At 67.2% G+C, this 18,546-nt stretch carries 22 protein-coding genes; 12 read left to right on the top strand and 10 right to left on the bottom strand.

What is annotated here, in order from left to right; all coding sequences use genetic code 11:
- Positions 1–17 precede the first annotated feature (17 nt).
- Positions 18–353, top strand: a complete 336-nt coding sequence (locus tag ACIRRA_RS22565) for a winged helix-turn-helix transcriptional regulator (protein ID WP_402771230.1) — start codon at positions 18–20, stop codon at positions 351–353.
- Positions 354–445: 92 nt separating this feature from the next.
- Here ACIRRA_RS22565 and ACIRRA_RS22570 read toward each other — a convergent pair whose 3' ends face one another.
- On the bottom strand, positions 446–724 hold the full coding sequence (locus ACIRRA_RS22570; protein ID WP_402771233.1) for a hypothetical protein: 279 nt from the start codon (positions 722–724) through the stop codon (positions 446–448).
- 222 nt (positions 725–946) lie between these two features.
- On the opposite strand from ACIRRA_RS22570, the gene ACIRRA_RS22575 reads away from it, so the two are divergent.
- The 5 genes from ACIRRA_RS22575 (at position 947) to ACIRRA_RS22595 (ending at position 5,789) form a co-directional block, all read left to right on the top strand.
- Positions 947–2,524: an LVIVD repeat-containing protein gene (locus ACIRRA_RS22575; RefSeq protein ID WP_402771236.1), complete on the top strand. Its 1,578-nt coding sequence runs from the start codon at positions 947–949 to the stop codon at positions 2,522–2,524.
- Positions 2,521–3,183, top strand: coding sequence for a DUF305 domain-containing protein (locus tag ACIRRA_RS22580; RefSeq protein ID WP_402771238.1), 663 nt, complete (start codon positions 2,521–2,523; stop codon positions 3,181–3,183). Before ACIRRA_RS22575 ends, ACIRRA_RS22580 begins: the two co-directional genes overlap by 4 nt.
- A 133-nt stretch (positions 3,184–3,316) precedes the next feature.
- Entirely contained in the window at positions 3,317–4,315 is a 999-nt protein-coding gene (locus tag ACIRRA_RS22585) for an adenylate/guanylate cyclase domain-containing protein (RefSeq protein WP_402771239.1), read from the top strand.
- 145 nt (positions 4,316–4,460) lie between these two features.
- A complete protein-coding gene (locus ACIRRA_RS22590) occupies positions 4,461–5,183 on the top strand; it encodes a PaaI family thioesterase (protein ID WP_402771241.1) in 723 nt (240 codons plus the stop codon).
- Positions 5,184–5,285: 102 nt separating this feature from the next.
- Positions 5,286–5,789: a DUF4231 domain-containing protein gene (locus ACIRRA_RS22595; RefSeq protein WP_356996420.1), complete on the top strand. Its 504-nt coding sequence runs from the start codon at positions 5,286–5,288 to the stop codon at positions 5,787–5,789.
- A gap of 67 nt (positions 5,790–5,856) precedes the next feature.
- Here the strand turns inward: ACIRRA_RS22595 and ACIRRA_RS22600 are convergent, their stop codons facing one another.
- Genes ACIRRA_RS22600 through ACIRRA_RS22610 form a run of 3 tightly spaced genes read right to left on the bottom strand, consistent with a single transcriptional unit; the run spans position 5,857 to position 8,533 of the window.
- The gene (locus ACIRRA_RS22600; protein WP_402771244.1) at positions 5,857–7,146 is read right to left on the bottom strand and encodes an acyl-CoA dehydrogenase family protein; all 1,290 of its coding nucleotides are present in this window, start codon (positions 7,144–7,146) and stop codon (positions 5,857–5,859) included.
- Positions 7,147–7,148: 2 nt separating this feature from the next.
- Positions 7,149–7,790: a TetR/AcrR family transcriptional regulator gene (locus ACIRRA_RS22605; RefSeq protein ID WP_402771246.1), complete on the bottom strand. Its 642-nt coding sequence runs from the start codon at positions 7,788–7,790 to the stop codon at positions 7,149–7,151.
- Positions 7,787–8,533 (bottom strand): SDR family NAD(P)-dependent oxidoreductase, encoded by a 747-nt coding sequence (locus ACIRRA_RS22610; RefSeq protein ID WP_402771248.1) that lies wholly within the window; start codon positions 8,531–8,533, stop codon positions 7,787–7,789. Before ACIRRA_RS22610 ends, ACIRRA_RS22605 begins: the two co-directional genes overlap by 4 nt.
- A gap of 183 nt (positions 8,534–8,716) precedes the next feature.
- Between ACIRRA_RS22610 and ACIRRA_RS22615 the strand changes: the two genes are divergently transcribed.
- The 3 genes from ACIRRA_RS22615 (at position 8,717) to ACIRRA_RS22625 (ending at position 12,272) form a co-directional block, all read left to right on the top strand.
- Positions 8,717–10,900, top strand: a complete 2,184-nt coding sequence (locus ACIRRA_RS22615) for a malate synthase G (RefSeq protein ID WP_402771251.1) — start codon at positions 8,717–8,719, stop codon at positions 10,898–10,900.
- A gap of 102 nt (positions 10,901–11,002) precedes the next feature.
- Complete coding sequence (locus ACIRRA_RS22620) at positions 11,003–11,590, top strand: Uma2 family endonuclease (protein ID WP_402771254.1); 588 nt, start codon at positions 11,003–11,005, stop codon at positions 11,588–11,590.
- A gap of 88 nt (positions 11,591–11,678) precedes the next feature.
- Positions 11,679–12,272 (top strand): TetR/AcrR family transcriptional regulator, encoded by a 594-nt coding sequence (locus tag ACIRRA_RS22625; protein ID WP_402771257.1) that lies wholly within the window; start codon positions 11,679–11,681, stop codon positions 12,270–12,272.
- 55 nt (positions 12,273–12,327) lie between these two features.
- Here the strand turns inward: ACIRRA_RS22625 and ACIRRA_RS22630 are convergent, their stop codons facing one another.
- Positions 12,328–13,302 carry a helix-turn-helix transcriptional regulator gene (locus ACIRRA_RS22630; RefSeq protein ID WP_402771260.1) on the bottom strand — a complete coding sequence of 325 codons (975 nt, stop codon included), beginning with the start codon at positions 13,300–13,302 and terminating at the stop codon, positions 12,328–12,330.
- A 109-nt stretch (positions 13,303–13,411) separates the two neighbouring features.
- Between ACIRRA_RS22630 and ACIRRA_RS22635 the strand changes: the two genes are divergently transcribed.
- The 3 genes from ACIRRA_RS22635 (at position 13,412) to ACIRRA_RS22645 (ending at position 15,808) form a co-directional block, all read left to right on the top strand.
- Positions 13,412–14,251, top strand: a complete 840-nt coding sequence (locus ACIRRA_RS22635) for an alpha/beta fold hydrolase (RefSeq protein WP_402771263.1) — start codon at positions 13,412–13,414, stop codon at positions 14,249–14,251.
- Between the two features lie 106 nt (positions 14,252–14,357).
- Positions 14,358–14,762, top strand: a complete 405-nt coding sequence (locus ACIRRA_RS22640; protein ID WP_402771266.1) for a MerR family transcriptional regulator — start codon at positions 14,358–14,360, stop codon at positions 14,760–14,762.
- On the top strand, positions 14,759–15,808 hold the full coding sequence (locus ACIRRA_RS22645; RefSeq protein WP_402771268.1) for an alkylmercury lyase family protein: 1,050 nt from the start codon (positions 14,759–14,761) through the stop codon (positions 15,806–15,808). Before ACIRRA_RS22640 ends, ACIRRA_RS22645 begins: the two co-directional genes overlap by 4 nt.
- Positions 15,809–15,842: 34 nt before the next feature.
- Here the strand turns inward: ACIRRA_RS22645 and ACIRRA_RS22650 are convergent, their stop codons facing one another.
- From ACIRRA_RS22650 to ACIRRA_RS22670, 5 genes are all read right to left on the bottom strand, one after another.
- The gene (locus ACIRRA_RS22650; protein ID WP_402771271.1) at positions 15,843–16,094 is read right to left on the bottom strand and encodes a hypothetical protein; all 252 of its coding nucleotides are present in this window, start codon (positions 16,092–16,094) and stop codon (positions 15,843–15,845) included.
- 338 nt (positions 16,095–16,432) lie between these two features.
- Positions 16,433–16,780 (bottom strand): hypothetical protein, encoded by a 348-nt coding sequence (locus ACIRRA_RS22655; RefSeq protein ID WP_402771274.1) that lies wholly within the window; start codon positions 16,778–16,780, stop codon positions 16,433–16,435.
- A complete protein-coding gene (locus tag ACIRRA_RS22660; RefSeq protein ID WP_402771277.1) occupies positions 16,777–17,490 on the bottom strand; it encodes an aquaporin in 714 nt (237 codons plus the stop codon). Before ACIRRA_RS22660 ends, ACIRRA_RS22655 begins: the two co-directional genes overlap by 4 nt.
- On the bottom strand, positions 17,487–17,984 hold the full coding sequence (locus tag ACIRRA_RS22665) for a DUF3237 domain-containing protein (protein ID WP_402771279.1): 498 nt from the start codon (positions 17,982–17,984) through the stop codon (positions 17,487–17,489). Before ACIRRA_RS22665 ends, ACIRRA_RS22660 begins: the two co-directional genes overlap by 4 nt.
- Positions 17,981–18,460, bottom strand: coding sequence for an ester cyclase (locus tag ACIRRA_RS22670; protein ID WP_402771282.1), 480 nt, complete (start codon positions 18,458–18,460; stop codon positions 17,981–17,983). Before ACIRRA_RS22670 ends, ACIRRA_RS22665 begins: the two co-directional genes overlap by 4 nt.
- Positions 18,461–18,546 lie beyond the last annotated feature (86 nt).

Raw genomic sequence — 18,546 nt, forward strand, 5'->3', positions numbered from 1 at the left:
GAAACGCAAGGAGTGCGATGGGAGTCCCACGGCCCGGAAGACCGGTACGCGGTTCGTCGACGGGACGTCCGCTGATGGCGGCGCTCGACCTGCTCGGACGGCGGTGGACCCTGCGCATCATCTGGGAACTTCAGGACGGTCCGGTCGGAGCGCGGGGTCTGCTCTCTCGATGCGAGGGACTGTCGTCCAGCGTGCTGTATCAACGCCTGAGGGAACTCACGGAGGCCGGCGTGCTGTGCGCAGACAAGGACGGGTACGCGCTGACCCCGCTGGGCGCCGCACTGCGCGGCGCACTCGACCCACTGGACACCTGGGCCAACAGGTGGGGCGAAACCCATTCCAGCACAGACTGACTCGCAAAGCACCGCGACCATCGCGCCGGCGTCTCGACTGTCCTGTTCGTGATCATCGTGAACGCGGAGCGAAGACGCCGGCAGCCAACGCGTTACTCGGTGACGGGGTGGATTTTGAGGGGACAGGTGTAGCCGGTGGCGTCTATTGCTCGGGTGTCGGTTGAGTTGGGGGCGGCTACTTCGGTTTTGACGATTTTGGGGTCGGGTTTGCTGGAGGGGCCGTAGGAGGTGCCTTCGGCGATGGCGTGGGCGGGGTGGCCGGATTTGACGACGACGGGCGGAGTGTCGGTGCCGGCGGGGAGGCCGCCGATGTAGCCGTTGAGGGTGCGGTCGGCGTGGATGACCGTGCCGGTGTCGGTGATTTCGTCCACGCCGGGGCAGCCGGTTACACAGTGCGGCAAAGGGTTTCGCCCGCCTCCTGAGACGACGAGCCCGATTTATCGGTCGTGTCACAGACACTTGTTTGTCACCGGCCCTACCGATCAGTCAGTTTATGGGTTAGCGTTCCGAGATGTAACTGTGACCACACTGCGCAGCTGTCTGTGCCACCGGTCACTGCACGAACTTTCGGAAGAAGACGGGGGGTAACCGCAATGAAGCGGTTCACAGGCGTGCGCCGGTCCAAGCCGGCGGCGGTGCTGGCGGTGACGCTGCTCGGGGCGGCTCTGCTGCCGATGCAGGGCGCGACGGCGGATCTGCAGTCCGACATCGCGAATCAGGTGCAGCAGTTCCTGGATGTCGGGCGGACCTCGGTGCCGCGGGCGGATTGCGGGGACAACGCGCTGCCGGAAACCGGTCTGCAGGGCGACGTTCCGGCGGAGGATCGCAACAGCGGGCGCAGCACGCTGGGGTATCGGTGCAATCTGTCGTTCGTCGGCGGCTATGTGGGCAGGGGCGCCGGAATCACCTCGGCGACCTATGACCACTGCTCGTACACGGGGTCGATGTTCCCGGGCAATATTCTCGGACCCGCGCAGGGTGTGCAGGTGCTGGACGTCTCGGATCCGGCGAACCCGGTGGTGACCGGCAGCCTCACCGAGCCCGCCATGCTCGCCGGCACGTGGGAATCACTCAAGGTCAACGCCGAGCGAAAGCTGCTGGTGGGCACCGGCGTTCCGGTCGGTGAGGGCGCCGGCTACCTGTCGGTCTACGACATCTCCGACTGCGCGCACCCGCGGCTGCTCAATACCGGTGCGGGCACCAATCTGCTGATGCCGCTGCCGATCACGACCCACGAGGGCGGGTTCTCCCCGGACGGCCGGACCTACTGGGCCTCGGGCATCGCGCCCGGTTTCGTCAGCGCGGTCGACCTGACCGACCCGGCGAATCCGCACGTGATCTGGCAGGGCCTCACCGGCATCGAGGCGCACGGCTTCGGAATCAGCCCGGACGGCAACCGCATGTATCTGTCCGCGCTGGCCGGTTTCACCGTGCTGGACATCAGCGCGGTGCAACGCCGGGATCCGAACCCGCAGGTCAACCATCTGGGACGGGTGTTCTGGACCGATGGCTGGGCGACCCAGCACAGCATTCCGGTCACCTATGACGGCAAGCCGTACCTGTTCACCGTGGACGAGGGCGGTGCGGGCGGGGTGAAGCTCATCGATATCTCCGACGAGACCAACCCGACGGTCGCGGCCAAGATCAAGTTGGAGATCAACCTGCCCGAGCATCAGGATTCGATGCTGGCCTCGGCCATGGGCGGCTCGGTGTTCTCCTACGACGCCCACTACTGTGCCGCCGATCGGCCGGAGAATCCGACCGCGCTGGCCTGCGGCTGGGAGGAATCCGGCATCCGGGTGTTCGATGTGCGGGATCCGTTCCACGCCAAGGAGATCGCATACTTCAATCCGCCCGCCCGCAAGGGCCGCAACCTGGAGCTGTGGAACTCCCCGCACGCCCTGGCCTCGCTCATCGGCGTCCCGGTGATGGAGTTCCCGTCGGCGGCGCGGGCGATGCTGGAGGGCAAGTTCGATCCCAACAAGGCGCTCTCGTCGCGGTCCGGCATGGTCGCGTTCGGTGACCTGTCCACCGACTGGTGCTTCTCCCCGCCGGAGTGGCACGGCAACCAGTTGTGGGCCACCTGTAATGACAACGGCTTCATGGTGTTGCAGCTCGCCGACGACGTGTACACCCCGCCCGCCGACCAGCAGTCCGTGGTGGGATCGTGACGGATCGCTTTGCCCGCCACGGCAATCGACTCCGTCGACCACTGGGCGCCGCCGTTCTGGTCCTGTCTCTGATCGCGGCCGGTGTGCTGCTGCGCCCGGTGCTGATTCCCGAGAGCCGTTCCGCGCCACCGGTGCTCAGCCGGGTCGAGATCGGATTCTGCCAGGATATGGCCGCCCACCACGAGCAGGCGCTGATCATGGTGCAGCGCTTGGATTCCGGCGTGGATCCCACGGTGCGCCGGCTGGCCCAGCAGATCGCCGACGCCCAGCGCATGGAGATCGGCACCCTGCTCGGCTGGCTGCGCCTGGCCGACGCCGCGCCGGACTCCAAGCATCCGATGGCATGGATGAACTCGGCTTCGACTGCGGCGCACGACCATTCGATGACCGGGGCGAACGGCACGTCCATGCCGGGGATGGCCACCCAGGCCGAGCTCGACTCCTTGGCCACCGCGCGCGGCAGTGCGGCCGAGGTCCTGTTCCTGCAACTCATGCTGCGCCACCACCGCGGCGGTGTGGCCATGGCGAAGGCGGCCGACGAGCTCATCGCGTCGGGTCCGGTGAAGGAGGCCGCGCGGGGCATGATCACGGCCCAGTCGCAGGAATCCGGGCTGATGACGATCATGCTCGCCCAACGCGACGCCCAACCCATGTCCTGAGGTGCGCGAGCTGTGGTGGTCGCCTGTCGCCCACGGCCGCAACGGTTTTGGAGTTTCCATCGCAGGAATGGCGGAATCGGATGCTGTCGCGGGACGCCCCTGTCTCCGCCACTCGATGTGCTGTACTGGCGGCATGATCGAATCTGGTGGCCTGACCGAGGCGGTCGACGCGGTGGTTGAACGGTCGTTGCTCGGCGGCCCGCGCCGGTACACCCGCGCCCAGGTGGCCGAGCTGTCCGGCGTACCCGCCGATCGGGCCCGCAAGCTCTGGGTGGCCCTGGGCTTTCCGGCCGCGGCCAGCGACGACGAGGTGGCGTTCACCGACAACGATGTCGCCGCGATTCGCGCCTTCGCCAGCCTGGACCATGCCTCGATCGCGAACGAGCAGAGCCAGATCGCCGCCGCCCGCACGCTGGGTCAGGCGATGGCGCGGCTCGCCGAATGGCAGGCGGATCTGATCACCCGCGAGATCGGCGGCCGGATCGCGGCGGGCACCGGTCGGCCCGAGGCGGGCCGGGAGGCCACCGAACAAGCCATCACGGTGCTCGCCGAATTGCAGGACTACGCCTGGCAACGGCACATGGCCGCAGCGCTGACCCGCTCGCTCGCGTCCGGCGGAGGCACCCGCCACCTGCTGGTCGGCTTCGCCGATATGGTCGGCTACACCCGGCTGTCCCGCCACCTCGACCCCGATGAGCTGACCGAACTGCTGGAGACCTTCGAGTCCACGACCACCGAGGTGATCACCGCGCACGGCGGCTGGGTGATCAAGAATGTCGGCGACGAGGTGATGTTCGCGACGGAGGACGCCCGCACCGGCGCCCGCATCGGGCTGGACCTCAATGCGGCGATCGTCCGTGCGGCCCAGACGATTCCGGAGATGCCCCAGATCCGGGTGGGTCTGGCCTACGGACCGGTCCTGACCCGCTTCGGCGACCTCTACGGCACGGTGGTCAACATCGCCGCCCGGCTCACCGGTGTGGCCCGCCCGGGTACGGTCCTGGTCGACGACGGCGCGGCGATCGAACTCGACGACGACGATGATCTGGCTCTCCAACGTCTGCGCAGCGTGCGGGTCAAGGGCTTCTCCCGCCTGCGTTCCCACCTGGTCCGCGAGCGCAAGCGCCGCTAGCCCGGGCCTCGGCAGTTCCGGCGGAGGCCCGGCCTCGTCATCGCTCTCGCCGAGAGTGCGAAATCTCACCGGCGGCGCCCGGGCCCACCCTGGGTATGGTCGAAGGGATGATCGGCCGAGCGGCCGGGAGAGGTTGACTGTCAGCATGACTCGGGCCGAGGCGCTCACCATTCCGACGCACATCCACGGTTATCCGGAAATTGCGTTCGGCGGCTACCTCGCGGGCCTGCTGGCCGCCCAGGCCGGCGCCGACACCGTGCGCGTCGACTTCCGACGCGCCGTCACGGTCGACACCCCGATCCTGCTCTCGCGCCCCGGCGACGGCCGGACCGCCTTCACCGCCACCGACGACACTCTGCTTGTCGAGGCCGCGCCCGCGGCGCTCACCCTCGACCCGCGGCCGGCACCCGCCTGGGCAGCGGCGAAATCCGCTGTCGAACTGGGGTTGTCGGGCGATCGGACGGTCACCGACTGTTACGGCTGCGGGCTGGCCTGTGAGCCGGGCCGCGGGCTGCTGCTGTTCCCGTCGGAGCTGCCCGGCGAGCAGATGATGGCCGCCGCCTGGACCCCCGACGCCGGGCTCGCCGACGAGACCGGGGAACTCCCGCCCGAGGTGGTCTGGTCGGCGCTCGACTGCCCGGGCGGCCGGGCCGCGTTCGTCTTCTCACGAATGGGCAGCGGCGCGTTCACCGCCGCCATGACCTCACAACAGCTGCGACCGATGTACGCCGGGGCCGACTACATTTCGCACGCCTGGGTGGTCGCGCGCGACGGCCGCAAACACACGGTCGGCGTGGCGCTCTCGACCCCCGACGGTGAACTCTGCGCCCTGTCCGAAGCGCTCTGGATCGAGCCGCGCCAGGGCTGAGCCGACTCGCCGGGCGCGCCACGCCGCCGAATACCGTTGACCGCGAGGCGGACTCGCCGCGACCGCTGAGCGCGGCAGCGGTACTCGTGCCACACTGACCGGGTGGCAGGATCCTCGTCGCCCCAAGCCCAGACCGACGCCATGGCAGCGGTCATCGACTGGAATACCGTCGGCCCCGCATTTCACGATTTCTGGACCAGCACCTACGCTCGTGAGGTCACCAATACCGGCCACCTCACCGGCCGATTCCGCAGCTGGGGACAGATTCTCCGGTTCGTCGCAATGGTCGCCAGCGCCGTGGTGACGGGCCTGGCCGGATTCGAGGGCTCCCTCATCCGAGCTTCCACCGCCTTCGCGGGCGGGGTGGCCGTGGTGGCCACCGGCAGCGCCGCCATCTTCCACGCCGATCAGCGGGTGGCGACCAACCGGCGCACCCAGCAGCTATTGCTGTCCGAGGGTTGGCGCTTCGTCGCGGGTGCGGGCGATTACACCGGTGGCCCCACCGCCGCGAACGCCACCAAGTTCCTGCTCAGTGTCGAGCAGATCCTCTCCACCTACGTGGACGACTACATCAAGACCATCGACGATCCCACCCCGGCACCCTGATCGCCGATCAGCCCGCGGACGAGATGCACCGGATCACCCTCGTCCGTGGGCCGTTGGATCAGGCGGGCTAGAGGTTTCCGACGGCGTGCTCGAGCCGGTCGGCCACCAGCTGACGCGCCTGTTCGCGCAGGGCGGGCCGGAAACCGCTGGGGTAGACCGGATCTGCGGGCGCGTAGGTCTTCAGGACCTCCTTCGCCAGAGTGATCTTGTGCACCTCCGTCGGCCCGTCGGCGATGGCCATCACCTGGGCGTAGTTCATCATGTCGAGGAACGGCAGATCGGTGCTGACGCCGATGGCACCGTGCAGATGCATGGCACGCTGGGCGATGTCGTGCATGACCTTGGGCATGGCCACCTTGATCGCGGCGATGTCGTGGCGGACCTTGCGGTAGTCCTGTTCCTTGTCGATGCGCCAGGCGGTGCGCAGCACCAGCAGCCGGAACTGCTCCATCTCGATCCAGGATTCGGCGATCTTCTCCTGGGTCATCTGCTTACCACCGAGCACGCCCTTGCCCATCGGCCGCGACACCGCCCGCTCGCACATCATGTCGAAGGCCTTGCGCACCAGCGCGACCGTGCGCATGGCGTGGTGGACGCGACCGCCGCCCAGGCGGGTCTGGGCCACGACGAAGCCGAGACCCTCCGCACCCAGCAGCGCATCCGCCGGAATGCGCACGTCGGTGAAGCGCAGGTGAGCCTCGTGCTCACTGAAACCGGGGACGGTGAAGTTCCGCACGATCTCGAGACCGGGGGCGTCGGCGGGCACGATGAACATCGACAGTCGCTGATGCGGCGGCGCGTCCGGATCCGTCACCGCCATGACGATGTGGAAGGCGGCGAATTCGGCGGCGGAGTTGAACCATTTCTCGCCGTTGATGACCCACTCCTGGCCCTCGCGCACCGCGCGGGTCCGGAAGGTCGTCGGGTCCGAACCGCCGGTCGGCTCCGTCATGACGTAGCACGAGCCGATCTCGCCATCGAGCAGGGGCTGCAAGTATTTCGCCTTCTGCTCGGGCGTGCCGAAGTGGGCCAGGATCTCGGCGTTGCCGGAATCCGGTGCCTGACAGCCGAAGACGAGCGGGGCCCACAGGGACGTGCCCAGCATCTCGTTGAGCAGGGCCAGCTTCAGCTGCCCGTAGCCCGGACCGCCCAGCTCGGGTCCCAGGTGGCAGGCCCACAGCTGCTGCTGTTTCACCTTCTCCTGCAACGGTTTCATGAGCGCCCGGATCTCGGGGTTCTGGCGGTCGTAGGGGTTGGGGTAGAGCAGGTCCAGAGGTTCCACCTCGGTCCTGACGAACTCCGCGACCCAGTCCAGTTTCTTCTGGTATTCCGGGTCCGTCTCGAAATCCCAAGCCATGATCAGCCTTTCGTGCGCTTACGCGGTTGGATGAGTCCGTCCAGGACGGTGGTGCAGAGAATGTCGGCGATCTCGTCGGGGGTGTGCTGCCCGTCGGGCCGGTACCAGAAGGTCACCGAATTGAGCATGCCCAGCACGCTGTTGGTGACCACGTGGTCGTCGGTGCGCAGCACGCCCGCGGCCCGGCCGGCGTCGATGACCTGCTGCCACAGCGCTTGCAGGCGGTCGCGCAGCCGCTGCAGCTCCCGCGCCCGTTCCCCGGTCAACGCGGTGACGTCGCGCAGCTGGATGGCCACGGCCCGGCGATTGTCGATGATCAGCCGCACGTGACTGTGGATCAGCTTGCGCAGCTTGGTGACCGGATAGTCGGGGCCGTCTGCGATCTGCTCGGCCTCGGCCAGCATGAGCCGGGTGTAGTCGGCGAGGATCTGCCACAGCAACTCCTCCTTGGATCCGATGTGGTAGTAGAGCGCCCCGCGCTGCACACCGGCCCGATCCCCGATCTCGGCGACGCCGGTGCCGTGGAAACCCTGCTCCGCGAACAGTTCCAGCGCCGCGCGCACGATCCGATCCCGGGTCTCCCCCGGCCCGCTCGCCGACGCGGGCGGGCGGCCGCGGCGGCGGGCCGGGACGGCGGCCGTCATCGGAATCCACCGTCCAGGGCCAGGGTCGCGCCGGTGCAGTAGGCGGAGGCGTCCGAGGCGAGGAACAGCACCGCCCCGGTGATGTCGGCGGGCGCTCCGATCCGGCCGAGTGCGGTGTGCCGGGCCAGTTCGGCGCGCATCTGCGGCGGCCACGCCTTGGCGATATCGGTGTCGAAGGGGCCGCAGCGGATCGTGTTCACCCGCACCGACGGCCCGTAGGTGCGCGCCAAACCCACGGTCAGGGCCTCGAGACCGGCCTTCGCGGCGGCGTAGGGCACCGCCAGCGGTTCCGGATGCGCGGCCTCGATCGAAGATATATTCACGATCGATCCGCCGCCCGCCGCCGCCATGCGCGCGCCGATGAGCACCGAGAGCCGGAACGGCCCCTTCAGATTCGTGGCGATCACCTTGTCGAACATGGCCTCGGAAACCTGATCCAAGCTGGGATAGAGCAGCGACATCCCGGCATTGTTGACCAGCACGTCGACCGTCCCGAACGCACCGTAGACGGCCTCGGCGAGCGTCCCGCACTGCTCCCAGTCGCCCACATTGCAGGCCACCGGGAGCGCCCGCTGCCCGGTCTTCGCGCGCACGTCGGAGGCTAGTTCCTCACATGCCTCGAGCTTGCGGCTGGCGATGACGACATCGGATCCGGCCTCCGCGAGCGCGAGCACCATCTCGCGCCCGAGCCCGCGACTGCCGCCTGTTACCACAGAGACCTTGCCCGACAAGGGTTTTCCCATGAATCGCACCTCCGCTCCGAGCGGCCGGAAAATGTTCCAACCAGTACATTAAATGTACCGATCGATACAATCAACCCTCATCGTCCGAGGCCTCAACCCCGAGGCCGTGAAATACCGCCCGGTAACCGCGAGTAATATGACGCCCGTACTTTTTCCACCCGGCTTCTCGAAATGAGGCAGTAGATGACAGAGCGGATTCAGGTCGGCGGGCTGCAGGTTGCCAAGGTGCTCCACGATTTCGTGGAGAACGAGGCCCTTCCCGGCACCGGTGTTGATTCCGCCGCGTTCTGGTCGGGTGCCGAGGCCGTCATCAATGACCTCGCTCCCCGCAACCGCGCACTGCTGGCGGAACGCGACGACATCCAAGCCAAGATCGACGAGTGGCACCGCGCGAACCCGGGCGCAGGCTACGACAAGGCTGCCTACAAGCAGTTCCTCACCGAGATCGGCTATCTCCGTCCCGAACCGGCCGACTTCCAGATCGGCACCGAGAACGTGGACGCCGAAATCGCCACCCAGGCGGGACCGCAGCTGGTCGTGCCGGTGATGAACGCCCGCTTCGCCATCAATGCCGCGAACGCGCGCTGGGGCTCCCTGTACGACGCCCTGTACGGCACCGACGCCATTTCCGAGGCCAATGGCGCGGAGAAGGGTTCGGGCTACAACAAGGTCCGCGGTGACAAGGTCATCGAGTGGGCCCGCAACTTCCTCGACGACGCCGTGCCGCTGATCACCGGCTCGCACGTCGGCTCCACCAAGTACTCGATCGAGGACGGCGAGCTCGTGGTCGGCCTCGAGGACGGCACCGAGATCGGCCTCGCCGACAACGACGCGCTGGTGGGCTACCTGGGCGACCCGGCCGACCCGACCTCGGTGCTGCTGAAGCACAACGGCCTGCACATCGAGATCCAAATCGACCCGGCCTCCCCGATCGGTTCCACCGACACCGCGGGCGTCAAGGACGTGGTGCTGGAGTCCGCGGTCACCACGATCATGGACTTCGAGGACTCGGTCGCGGCCGTCGACGCCGAGGACAAGGTCCTCTGCTACCACAACTGGCTGGGCCTGATGAAGGGCGATCTGGCCGAGCAGGTGTCGAAGGTCGGCAAGACCTTCACCCGCACCATGAACCCGGACCGCGTGTACACCGCCCTCGACGGCAGTGATCTTGTGCTGCACGGCCGTTCGCTGCTGTTCGTGCGCAACGTGGGTCACCTGATGACCTCCAACGCGATCATCGACGCCGCCGGCGACGAGGTGCCCGAGGGCATCATGGACGGCCTGATCACCGTCCTGATCGCCAAGCACGCCCTGAACGGCGAGACCCGGCTGAAGAACACCCGCACCGGCTCGATCTACATCGTGAAGCCGAAGATGCACGGCCCGGACGAGGTGGCCTTCACCAACGAGCTGTTCGGCCGCGTCGAAGAGGTCGTGGGCCTGCCGGTCAACACCCTCAAGGTGGGCATCATGGACGAGGAGCGCCGCACCACGGTGAACCTGAAGGCGTCCATCTTCGCCGCCAAGGACCGCGTGGTCTTCATCAACACCGGCTTCCTGGACCGCACCGGCGACGAGATCCACACCTCCATGGAGGCCGGGCCGATGGTCCGCAAGGCCGAGATGAAGGCCCAGCAGTGGATCAAGTCCTACGAGGACTGGAACGTCGACACCGGTCTGGCCACCGGCCTGCCGGGCAAGGCGCAGATCGGTAAGGGCATGTGGGCCATGCCCGATCTGATGGCCGAGATGCTGGTCCAGAAGATCGGCCACCCGAAGTCCGGCGCCAACACCGCCTGGGTGCCCTCGCCCACCGCCGCCACGCTGCACGCCACCCACTACCACCTGGTGGACGTGTTCAAGCGGCAGGCCGAGATCGCCAAGGGCGGCCCGCGCGCCACCGTCGACGAGATCCTCGAGATCCCGCTCGCCCCGAACACCGACTGGTCCGCCGAGGAGATCCAGCAGGAGCTGGACAACAACTCGCAGGGCATCCTCGGCTACGTGGTGCGCTGGATCGACCAGGGCGTCGGCTGCTCGAAGGTGCCCGACATCAAGGACATCGGCCTCATGGAGGACCGCGCCACCCTGCGCATCTCCAGCCAGCTGATGGCCAACTGGCTGCGCCACGGCATCGTCACCGAGGCGGATGTCATCGCCTCCCTCGAGCGCATGGCCCCCGTCGTCGATCGCCAGAACGCCGGCGACGCGTCGTACTTCCCCATGGCCCCGGACTTCAACGCCTCCATCGCCTTCCAGGCCGCGAAGGAACTGGTCCTCGAGGGCACCAAGCAGCCCAACGGCTACACCGAGCCGATCCTGCACCGCCGCCGCCGCGAGGCCAAGGCCTTCAACAAGTCCGTGTAGGACACATCCGCTCCGGCTCATGAAAGGAATCCCCGGTCGACCATGTCGGCCGGGGATTCGCCCTAGACTGGCGAGAGTTCCCTGATGAAAGGACAGGAGCCAGTGAGTGTCGCGTGCGAGGGCGAATACGGCTACGGGCCGTACACGGTGGAGGATCTCCACGATCTTCCCGATGAAGGTAAGGCGCACGAGCTCGTCGATGGCTGGCTGATCGAATTGTCGCCGAGCTTCCGCCACGACCACCTCGCAAAGGTATTGACGCGCATCCTGGAACGTGCTGCCGAGGACTCTGGAGTCGATGTCTACGTCCAAGCCCCGATGGACATCTCAACGCCCTCTGGCGCCCGGAAACCCGATGTCGCGCTGATGAGCATGGCAGCTGCTCGAACAGTTCACGATCTCGGGCTTTCACTGGTCCCCGGCCGTGATGTCCAGCTGGCGATAGAGATCGTCTCGCGCGGTTCGGGCAGCGAGCGAGAAGACCGCGGCCGCAAGGTGATCGAGTACGCCCGCACCGGAATCGAGCAGTACTGGCTGGTCGATTTCGACCCGCGCCCACGAATCCAGATTCGGCGTCTCAACGCGGGCGTCTACGGAGATCCGATCATCCTCGAGGAAGCAGACGTCCTCGAGGTCTCCGACCCGTTCCCGATCTCCTTCCCGCTCTCCCGCTTGGCCGACTTCTCCTGACGTTTTCTTCGGCGGGCTCGCCCGGGCTACCTCAGCCGACCCCTATGGTTACTAGGTTCATTCTTAGTACTCATAGGAAGGAGCGTGGATGTCTCCGCGGGTTGGGTTGACGACGGAGCGGGTTGTCGGGGCGGCGGCCGAGCTCGTCGATGAGATCGGGTTCGAGAAGCTGACGTTGTCGGCGCTGGCCAAGCGGGTCGGGGTGAAGGACCCGAGTTTGTATGTGCACGTGCGGGGGTTGCACGATCTGCGGGTGCGGGTGGCGCTGCTGGCCAGTGCGGAGCTCAATGAGCGGATCGGGGCGGCTGTGCTCGGGCGCTCCGGGAAGGACGCGCTGGTGGCGTTCGCGGACGCGTATCGGGCATATGTGCTCGAGTATCCAGAACGGTATGCGGCCACGCAGATTCGGATCGATCCCGCCGAGGTGGCCGGTGAGCCTGCGCTGCTGCGCAGCGTGGAGTTGACCATGGCGTTGCTGCGTGGATATGGGTTGGGAGAGTCGGAGGGACTGGACGCGGCTCGACTGTTGCGCAGTACTTTTCATGGATTCGCGACCCTCGAGTCGGGCGGCGGCTTCGCTCACTCACGCTCCACCGATGATTCCTGGCCGCACATTGTCGAGGCGCTGCACCGAACGCTGTCGAACTGGCCGTCCTATCAGCAGAACAGCCCTGCCTCATGACGGAACACCGTGCGACGCAACCGGATCGGCGCCGATAGCTCGTGTGCGGTCTGCTTCAGTGGCCGTAGCGGCGGGCCATCGCCGCGGTTTCGGTGGCGATCCGGTCGCGAAGCGATTCGGGAGCCAGGACTTCCGCACCGGCACCGAGGCGGAGCAGGTCGGGGATGGCGCGGTCGGTGGATTCGATGGGGAGGCGGATGTCGCGGTAGCCGGTCGGAGTGGGGCCGGTGGCCGAGTCGCGGGCGGCCTGCGCGGTGGCGGGGTCGAGGAGTTCCGGTAGGCGTTCGAAGGTTTCGGCGGTGAGGCGAATCAGGGCCGAATGGTGGTGGCGGCGTTGGTCGAAAGATTCCAGGTAAATGGCCCAGTAGGCGGCGAGGTCGAAGTCGGGTGGGCGGGATACGGAGTCGGGGAGGACCTCGAGTTCCATGATCCGGGAGATGCGGTAGGTGCGCAGGCCGGTGCCGGTGTGGCCCACCAGGTACCAGTTGCCCGATTTGAGGACCAGGCCGAGGGGTTCGGCGGTGCGGGTGACCAGATGTGGTGTGGCCCAGCGGATGTAGGTGAAGCGCAGGGCGTGTTCGTTCCAGACGGCGTCGGCGACGGTGGTGAGGTGGGGCGTCGGCTCGGCTTCGCTGTACCAGCCGGGGGCGTCGAGGTGGAAGCGTTCGGCGACGCGGCCCGCCCGGTCGCGCAATTCCGGGGGCAGGGCGGACATGACCTTGAGGTTGGCGGCGGTCACGATGGCACCGAGGCCGAGATCGGCTGCGGCGCTGGGGAGTCCGGCGAAGAACAGGGATCCGGCCTCGTCGGTGGTCAAGAGCTCGAGTTTCGCGCGGAAGCCGTCGAGGAGACGATAGCCGCCGTCGTGGCCCGGATCGCCGTAGACGGGGATGCCGGCGGCGGAGAGGGATTCCATGTCGCGGTACACGGTGCGGATCGAGACTTCCAACTGGCCGGCGATCTCCTGGGCTGTGACCCGGTCGCGTGTCTGCAACAGCAACAGGATCGACATGAGACGGCTGGCGCGCATACCCGAAATTCTGCCGGAATCCACTGACACTAGATGTCAGTGAAGCCGACATACTGTGCTCCTCGTTCCGAACGGACCCCCTCCGACCATCGAATGAGGAGACACCGCAATGCCTTTCACCGAAACCCGCACCGGCACCTCGCTGTTCTACCGCGATTGGGGCGCCGGCCGCCCGGTGCTGTTCCTGGCCGCGGCCGGCATGGACAGCACCGAACCGCGCGGTGTGATGGCCGATCTGGCCGGGCGCGGCTATCGCACCATCGCCCTGGACCGCCGCGGCCACGGCCGCTCCGACGATCCGGGGCACGGCTACGACTACGACACCCTCGCCGATGATGTCGCCGACCTGATCGACCACCTGGACCTGCGTGATCTTCTGCTGGTCGGCCATTCCATGGGCGGCGGCGAGATCGTCCGCTATCTGACCCGTCATGGCAGCGCCCGGGTGGATCGCATCGTGCTGGTGGCGGCCGCGCTGCCGTTCCTGCTGGCCACCGACGACAACCCGGACGGCGCCCCGCGCGCGGCCGCCGATGCCCTGCGCGATTCCTGGCACCACCATCAGGACCGCTGGCTCACCGACAATGCCGATCCCTACATCGGCGCGGGCCTGCCCGGCTGCGAGGTCTCCGCGATCGCCCGTGACCGCGTCCTGCAATCCATTGCGGGAACATCGATGTGGGCGACCGTCGAATGCAACCGCGCAGTGGTCGAAACGGACTTCCGCGCCGAGATGCGCACGATCACCGTCCCGACATTGATCATCCACGGCGACTCCGACGCCTCGATCTCACTCGATTTCGGCGGCCGCCGCCAAGCCGCTCTCATCCCGGACAGCGAGCTCGTCATCTACGAAAATGCCCCCCACGGCCTCTACCTGACCCACCCGGAACGCCTCACCCGCGACCTCCTCGCCTTCGCCGAAACCCCGATTCCGGCCCCGGCGTAGCGAATTCGCTCCACCCCCGGCTGCCGCCCGCTCGACACCGGTCCGGCAGCCAGGGCCCACGCCCACCCTTGACTCTGTACCCGGGTACAGGGTTGAGAATGGCGGTATGCGCAGCAGCGAGGTGGCCGCCCGGGCGGGCGTGAACGTGCAGACCCTGCGGTATTACGAGCGGCGAGGTCTGCTGGCGGAGCCGCCGCGTTCGGCGGGCGGGTACCGCGCGTATCCCGCGGACGCGGTGGCAACGGTCCGATTCGTCAAGCGGGCGCAGGATCACGGGTTCAGTCTGGACGAGGTCGAGGTGCTGCTGCAGCTCGCCGCGGGCGGCCCCGAGGACTGTGACACGGCCCGGGAGCTGGCCGAGTCGAGGATGACCCTGCTCGCCGATCGCATCGCCGACCTGCAACGCATGCGGCGATCGCTGGCCGAGCTGGTGGCGACCTGCGAGCGCCCGCGCGAGGACCGCTGCTGCTCATTGCTGGAGACCTTGCACGAGAAGGGAGATCGGCCGTGAAGCTCGAGATACTGCAGGTCCCGGACTGCCCGAGCGTGGCAGTGCTCGAGGACCGCATCCGGCGGGCGACGGAGGGCCATCCGATCGTCCTCGAGATCAGTCACCGTGTGATCGACGATCCCGACGAAGCGGCCGCCGCGGGCATGGCCGGCTCGCCCACGCTGCTGGTCGACGGCGTCGACCCGTTCGCTGTGCCGGGCCAGGTCCCGAGTGTCTCGTGCCGCCTGTACCGGTCCGAATCCGGCGGCATGGACGGTGCCCCATCGGTCGGCGCTCTCCGCGCGGCCCTGCGGCTCGGGCCGAGCGATACGCCGGAGGACTCCCGGGCTGCCGGCGACTGCTGCCCACCCTCGGACACCGCGGACTGCCCCGCGTCCGGACTCACGACGTGGCGAAGTGCCGCACAACCGGCGGATCCCGCCGAAAAGGCGATCCACCAGGCTGTGCTGCGCGGTTTCGCCGCCACGGGCCGACCACCGAGCGCAGCGGAGCTGGCCCGCATCGCCGCGCGATTCGACGTCTCCGCCGCATCGGTCCTGGCGCGACTACACGCAGCCGACGTTATCCGTCTCGATACCACCGGCGCTATCGCCTCGGCATACCCGTTCTCGACGTCGCCGACCCCGCACCGCGTTCGAATCAACGACGGCGCAACGGTTTACGCGATGTGCGCGGTCGACGCTCTGGGCATGCCCGCAATGCTCGGCACCGATGCGGTCATCACCTCGGCGGACCCGGTGACCTCCGAGCCCATCCAGATAACCATCCGCGCAGGCGAACTCACCGCCCAACCGGCAACCACCGTCGTCTTCCTCGGCGCCCGAGCCGGCGAGGGCCCCTCCGCCGATTCCTGCTGCAACGACCTGAACTTCTTCACCGACCGCGACACCGCCCAGCGCTGGTCCGACGCGCATCCCCACCTCGACGGCGCCATCCTCGATCTGGCCGCGGCCCGCCGGCTCGGCGAAGACATCTTCGGCGCTCAACTCGCCGCGACCTCCGACCACCCGGCCACCCTGTCGCGTCCCGCTCCCCCGCAGCACTAATTCACCTTTGCGCCAACCCATATCGCATGACGCCTCAGCCCAGCCATTCGGGTCGGTGTTCGAGAACATCGTTGACAGTACGGATCGCGTTCGTCACCGCTTCGGCGGCGGTGGGTCCGGCGGCCACCATGTCCTCGCGGCCCCTGATCCGCACCACGCATCCCACGAACGGGGTGTCGGGCCACGGTAGCGGCCGGCCGATTTGGATCAGGGGGGCGAACTCGCCCGGCGGCGGACCAAGATGCTTGCCGACCGAGATAGCAGGGGTCTGGTCTTCGCTGGTCATGGCGGGCGATGCTACCCCGTAGGACTGGCGCAGTGATAGAACCCGGGAGTAGCGCCGCTGGTCACGCTGCCGACCCAAATCCAGTCACCCCATACGGGCATCCCGTCTATCGCGGTATCGCCGTCATGCCTGCACACGCAGTACGCCTCGCCTGCTACAGCTTTCGCGCTGTCGGGGAGTTCGAATACGGTAGTGGGATACACGTGACCGCCGAATCCTTCGCACGCATCAGCGGTCATGGCCTCGGCGGTCCCGGTGGTCAACCCGAGGGCAGCGGTGGCGGCGGAAGCAATCAGTGTGGTGCGGATCATGCTCTGTTGCAAGGCAATTCACCTCATCTAAATGTTATTCGTGATCCAGTGTGCGATGAGCGCGCGTAGCCGGAGCGTGCCCTCGGGTGCTGTCATCGCTGGACGGATGACCGAGTCGACGAAGAGTTCGCGTGCTGTGTCTATCGTCGCCAGCTGGAGGTTCTCCTTTGTGCGGAACAGAGTTTTGACTCCCGCTTTGCTTATGCCCAGATCGTCGGCGCGGCGGCCGAAGCTGAGTCGATTGAGGCCGTCGACCGAGGCGATGTCGGCAGCGTGCCGAGTCACGAGTCGGCGTGACTGCGTCCCGCGCCGTTGACGGTGGTGGCCGTCCTGATCGATGCCGGACTGGAACGCCTCGCGCTCGATCATCGTCATGGCTGCTTTTCGGTGTTGGATACCCTGGGCACGAGCCAGTCGAAGAAGAAGACTGCCCCAGTGGCGCCGAGAATCTCGGACAGCATGAAACCGGGCACGTCGACCGGGCGGATGCCGGAGAAGGTGTCGGTCAGAGTTCGCGCGATGGTCACGGCGGGGTTGGCGAAATCGGTTGGTGTAAACCAGAATGCGCCGCCGACGTATGCCGCGACGACCCCGGGCACGGTCGCGGGGCGAGTGCGTGTGCACACCCATACCGCACCGACCAGACCGAAAGTTGACACGAATTCGCCGAGCCAGGACCCGGCGCCGTGTCGGGGATGGTCCGACCATGACCAGATGGGTACACCGAACATCGAATCCGCTACCGCCACTCCGAGCACCGCGCCGCACACCTGCGCCGGTACATACCCGATGGCGGCACGCACAGGCAGGTCACCACGCACTGCGAGAGCCGCGGTGACCACCGGGTTGAAGTGCGCGCCCGAGATCGGTGCGAGCCATTCGATCAGCGCGAACAGCGCCGCCGCGGTGGCCAGCGCGTTGGCCAGCAGCGCGATGGCCGTGTTCCCCTGGGCCAAGCGCTGCCCGAGGATGCCCGAGCCGACGACCGCGGTGAGCAGGAACCCGGTGCCCAGCGCCTCCGCCGCCATCCGCCGTGTCAGCGGAAATGCCTGCACCGCAGAGAATTCCGCCGATGTGGTGGTCATAGCACCTGCTCGACGTGGTAGGCGACGCCCCCATCGATCAGGTATCCGGTTCCGATGGCGACGATGTCGTTGAGCCAGCCGTGGTGAGGCGACCCGGTTTCGAAGAGAGGGTTGGTGCGAAAGTAGTAGCGGGCGGGGTCGATATGGTGGCGGGTGGCGTGGTCGGTCATTTCGGTGCGTACATCCGGAGGGATGACCCAGCGGCCGCCATAGCTCATGTGGATCAGAGCATCGTCATGGGTGCGCAGCGTCAACCGCACGTCGAGCAGCATTGTGCCATCGGGACGGAACAGTGCCCAGTCACCGCCGCCGGACACGACCTCACCGCGCAGCCGTGGCCCCTGGAACGAGCCGCCGGCGGCCCCGAACAGGACACGCTGCCCGAGTGGGCCGTCGGCGCCGAAGTCCAATCGTGGGTGCAGATCGACGACGATGTCGAAAAGTGGTGTGGTCTTCACAGATTCGACGGACCTCACCCGGGTATCGATGGTCATCGCCGATCTCCAGTCCTGCTCGTGGGCCGTGCGATGTCGCCGAACAGCTTGTGGCGCACCGCATCCGTGGAGACACCCGATTGTGCGCACAGAGCCGACAGATCGAAGAAGAACCGCTCGCCCACGATGAGGTCATCGGCGAAAGTGAAGGTGATGAACACCGGCAGCTCGGCACGTTCACCGTTGGGCTCGACGTCGAATCGGGTGCCGGTCAAGGTCATTCGCGCCGTGCCCCAGCAGACGAGGATCTCACCGTCGTCGGCATGGCCCGCGAGTTCGACCTGGTAGTCGGGGAACATGGCGAAGAACCTGGCGAGCGCCTGCTCGTTCTCCGCCAACCCGCGGGCCGTGGTCCCAAATGCCGGATTCTCCAGCACCATTTCGGGGTGGAGCAGGCGCAACGCGGCAGGCAGATCCTGCTTGCTCTTCGCCACAGCCAAGGCCTGGGCGAGTTCGAACATGCGATGACCGTCCATGGTCGGCACCCTTCGATCGATGGAGTCTCGGGTGCGCATCCACCCGTCACCACGAAAATATACGTACGGCCGTATCTACAATCAAG

The sequence above is a fragment of the Nocardia sp. NPDC101769 genome (assembly GCF_044766925.1).
Lineage (GTDB): Bacteria > Actinomycetota > Actinomycetes > Mycobacteriales > Mycobacteriaceae > Nocardia.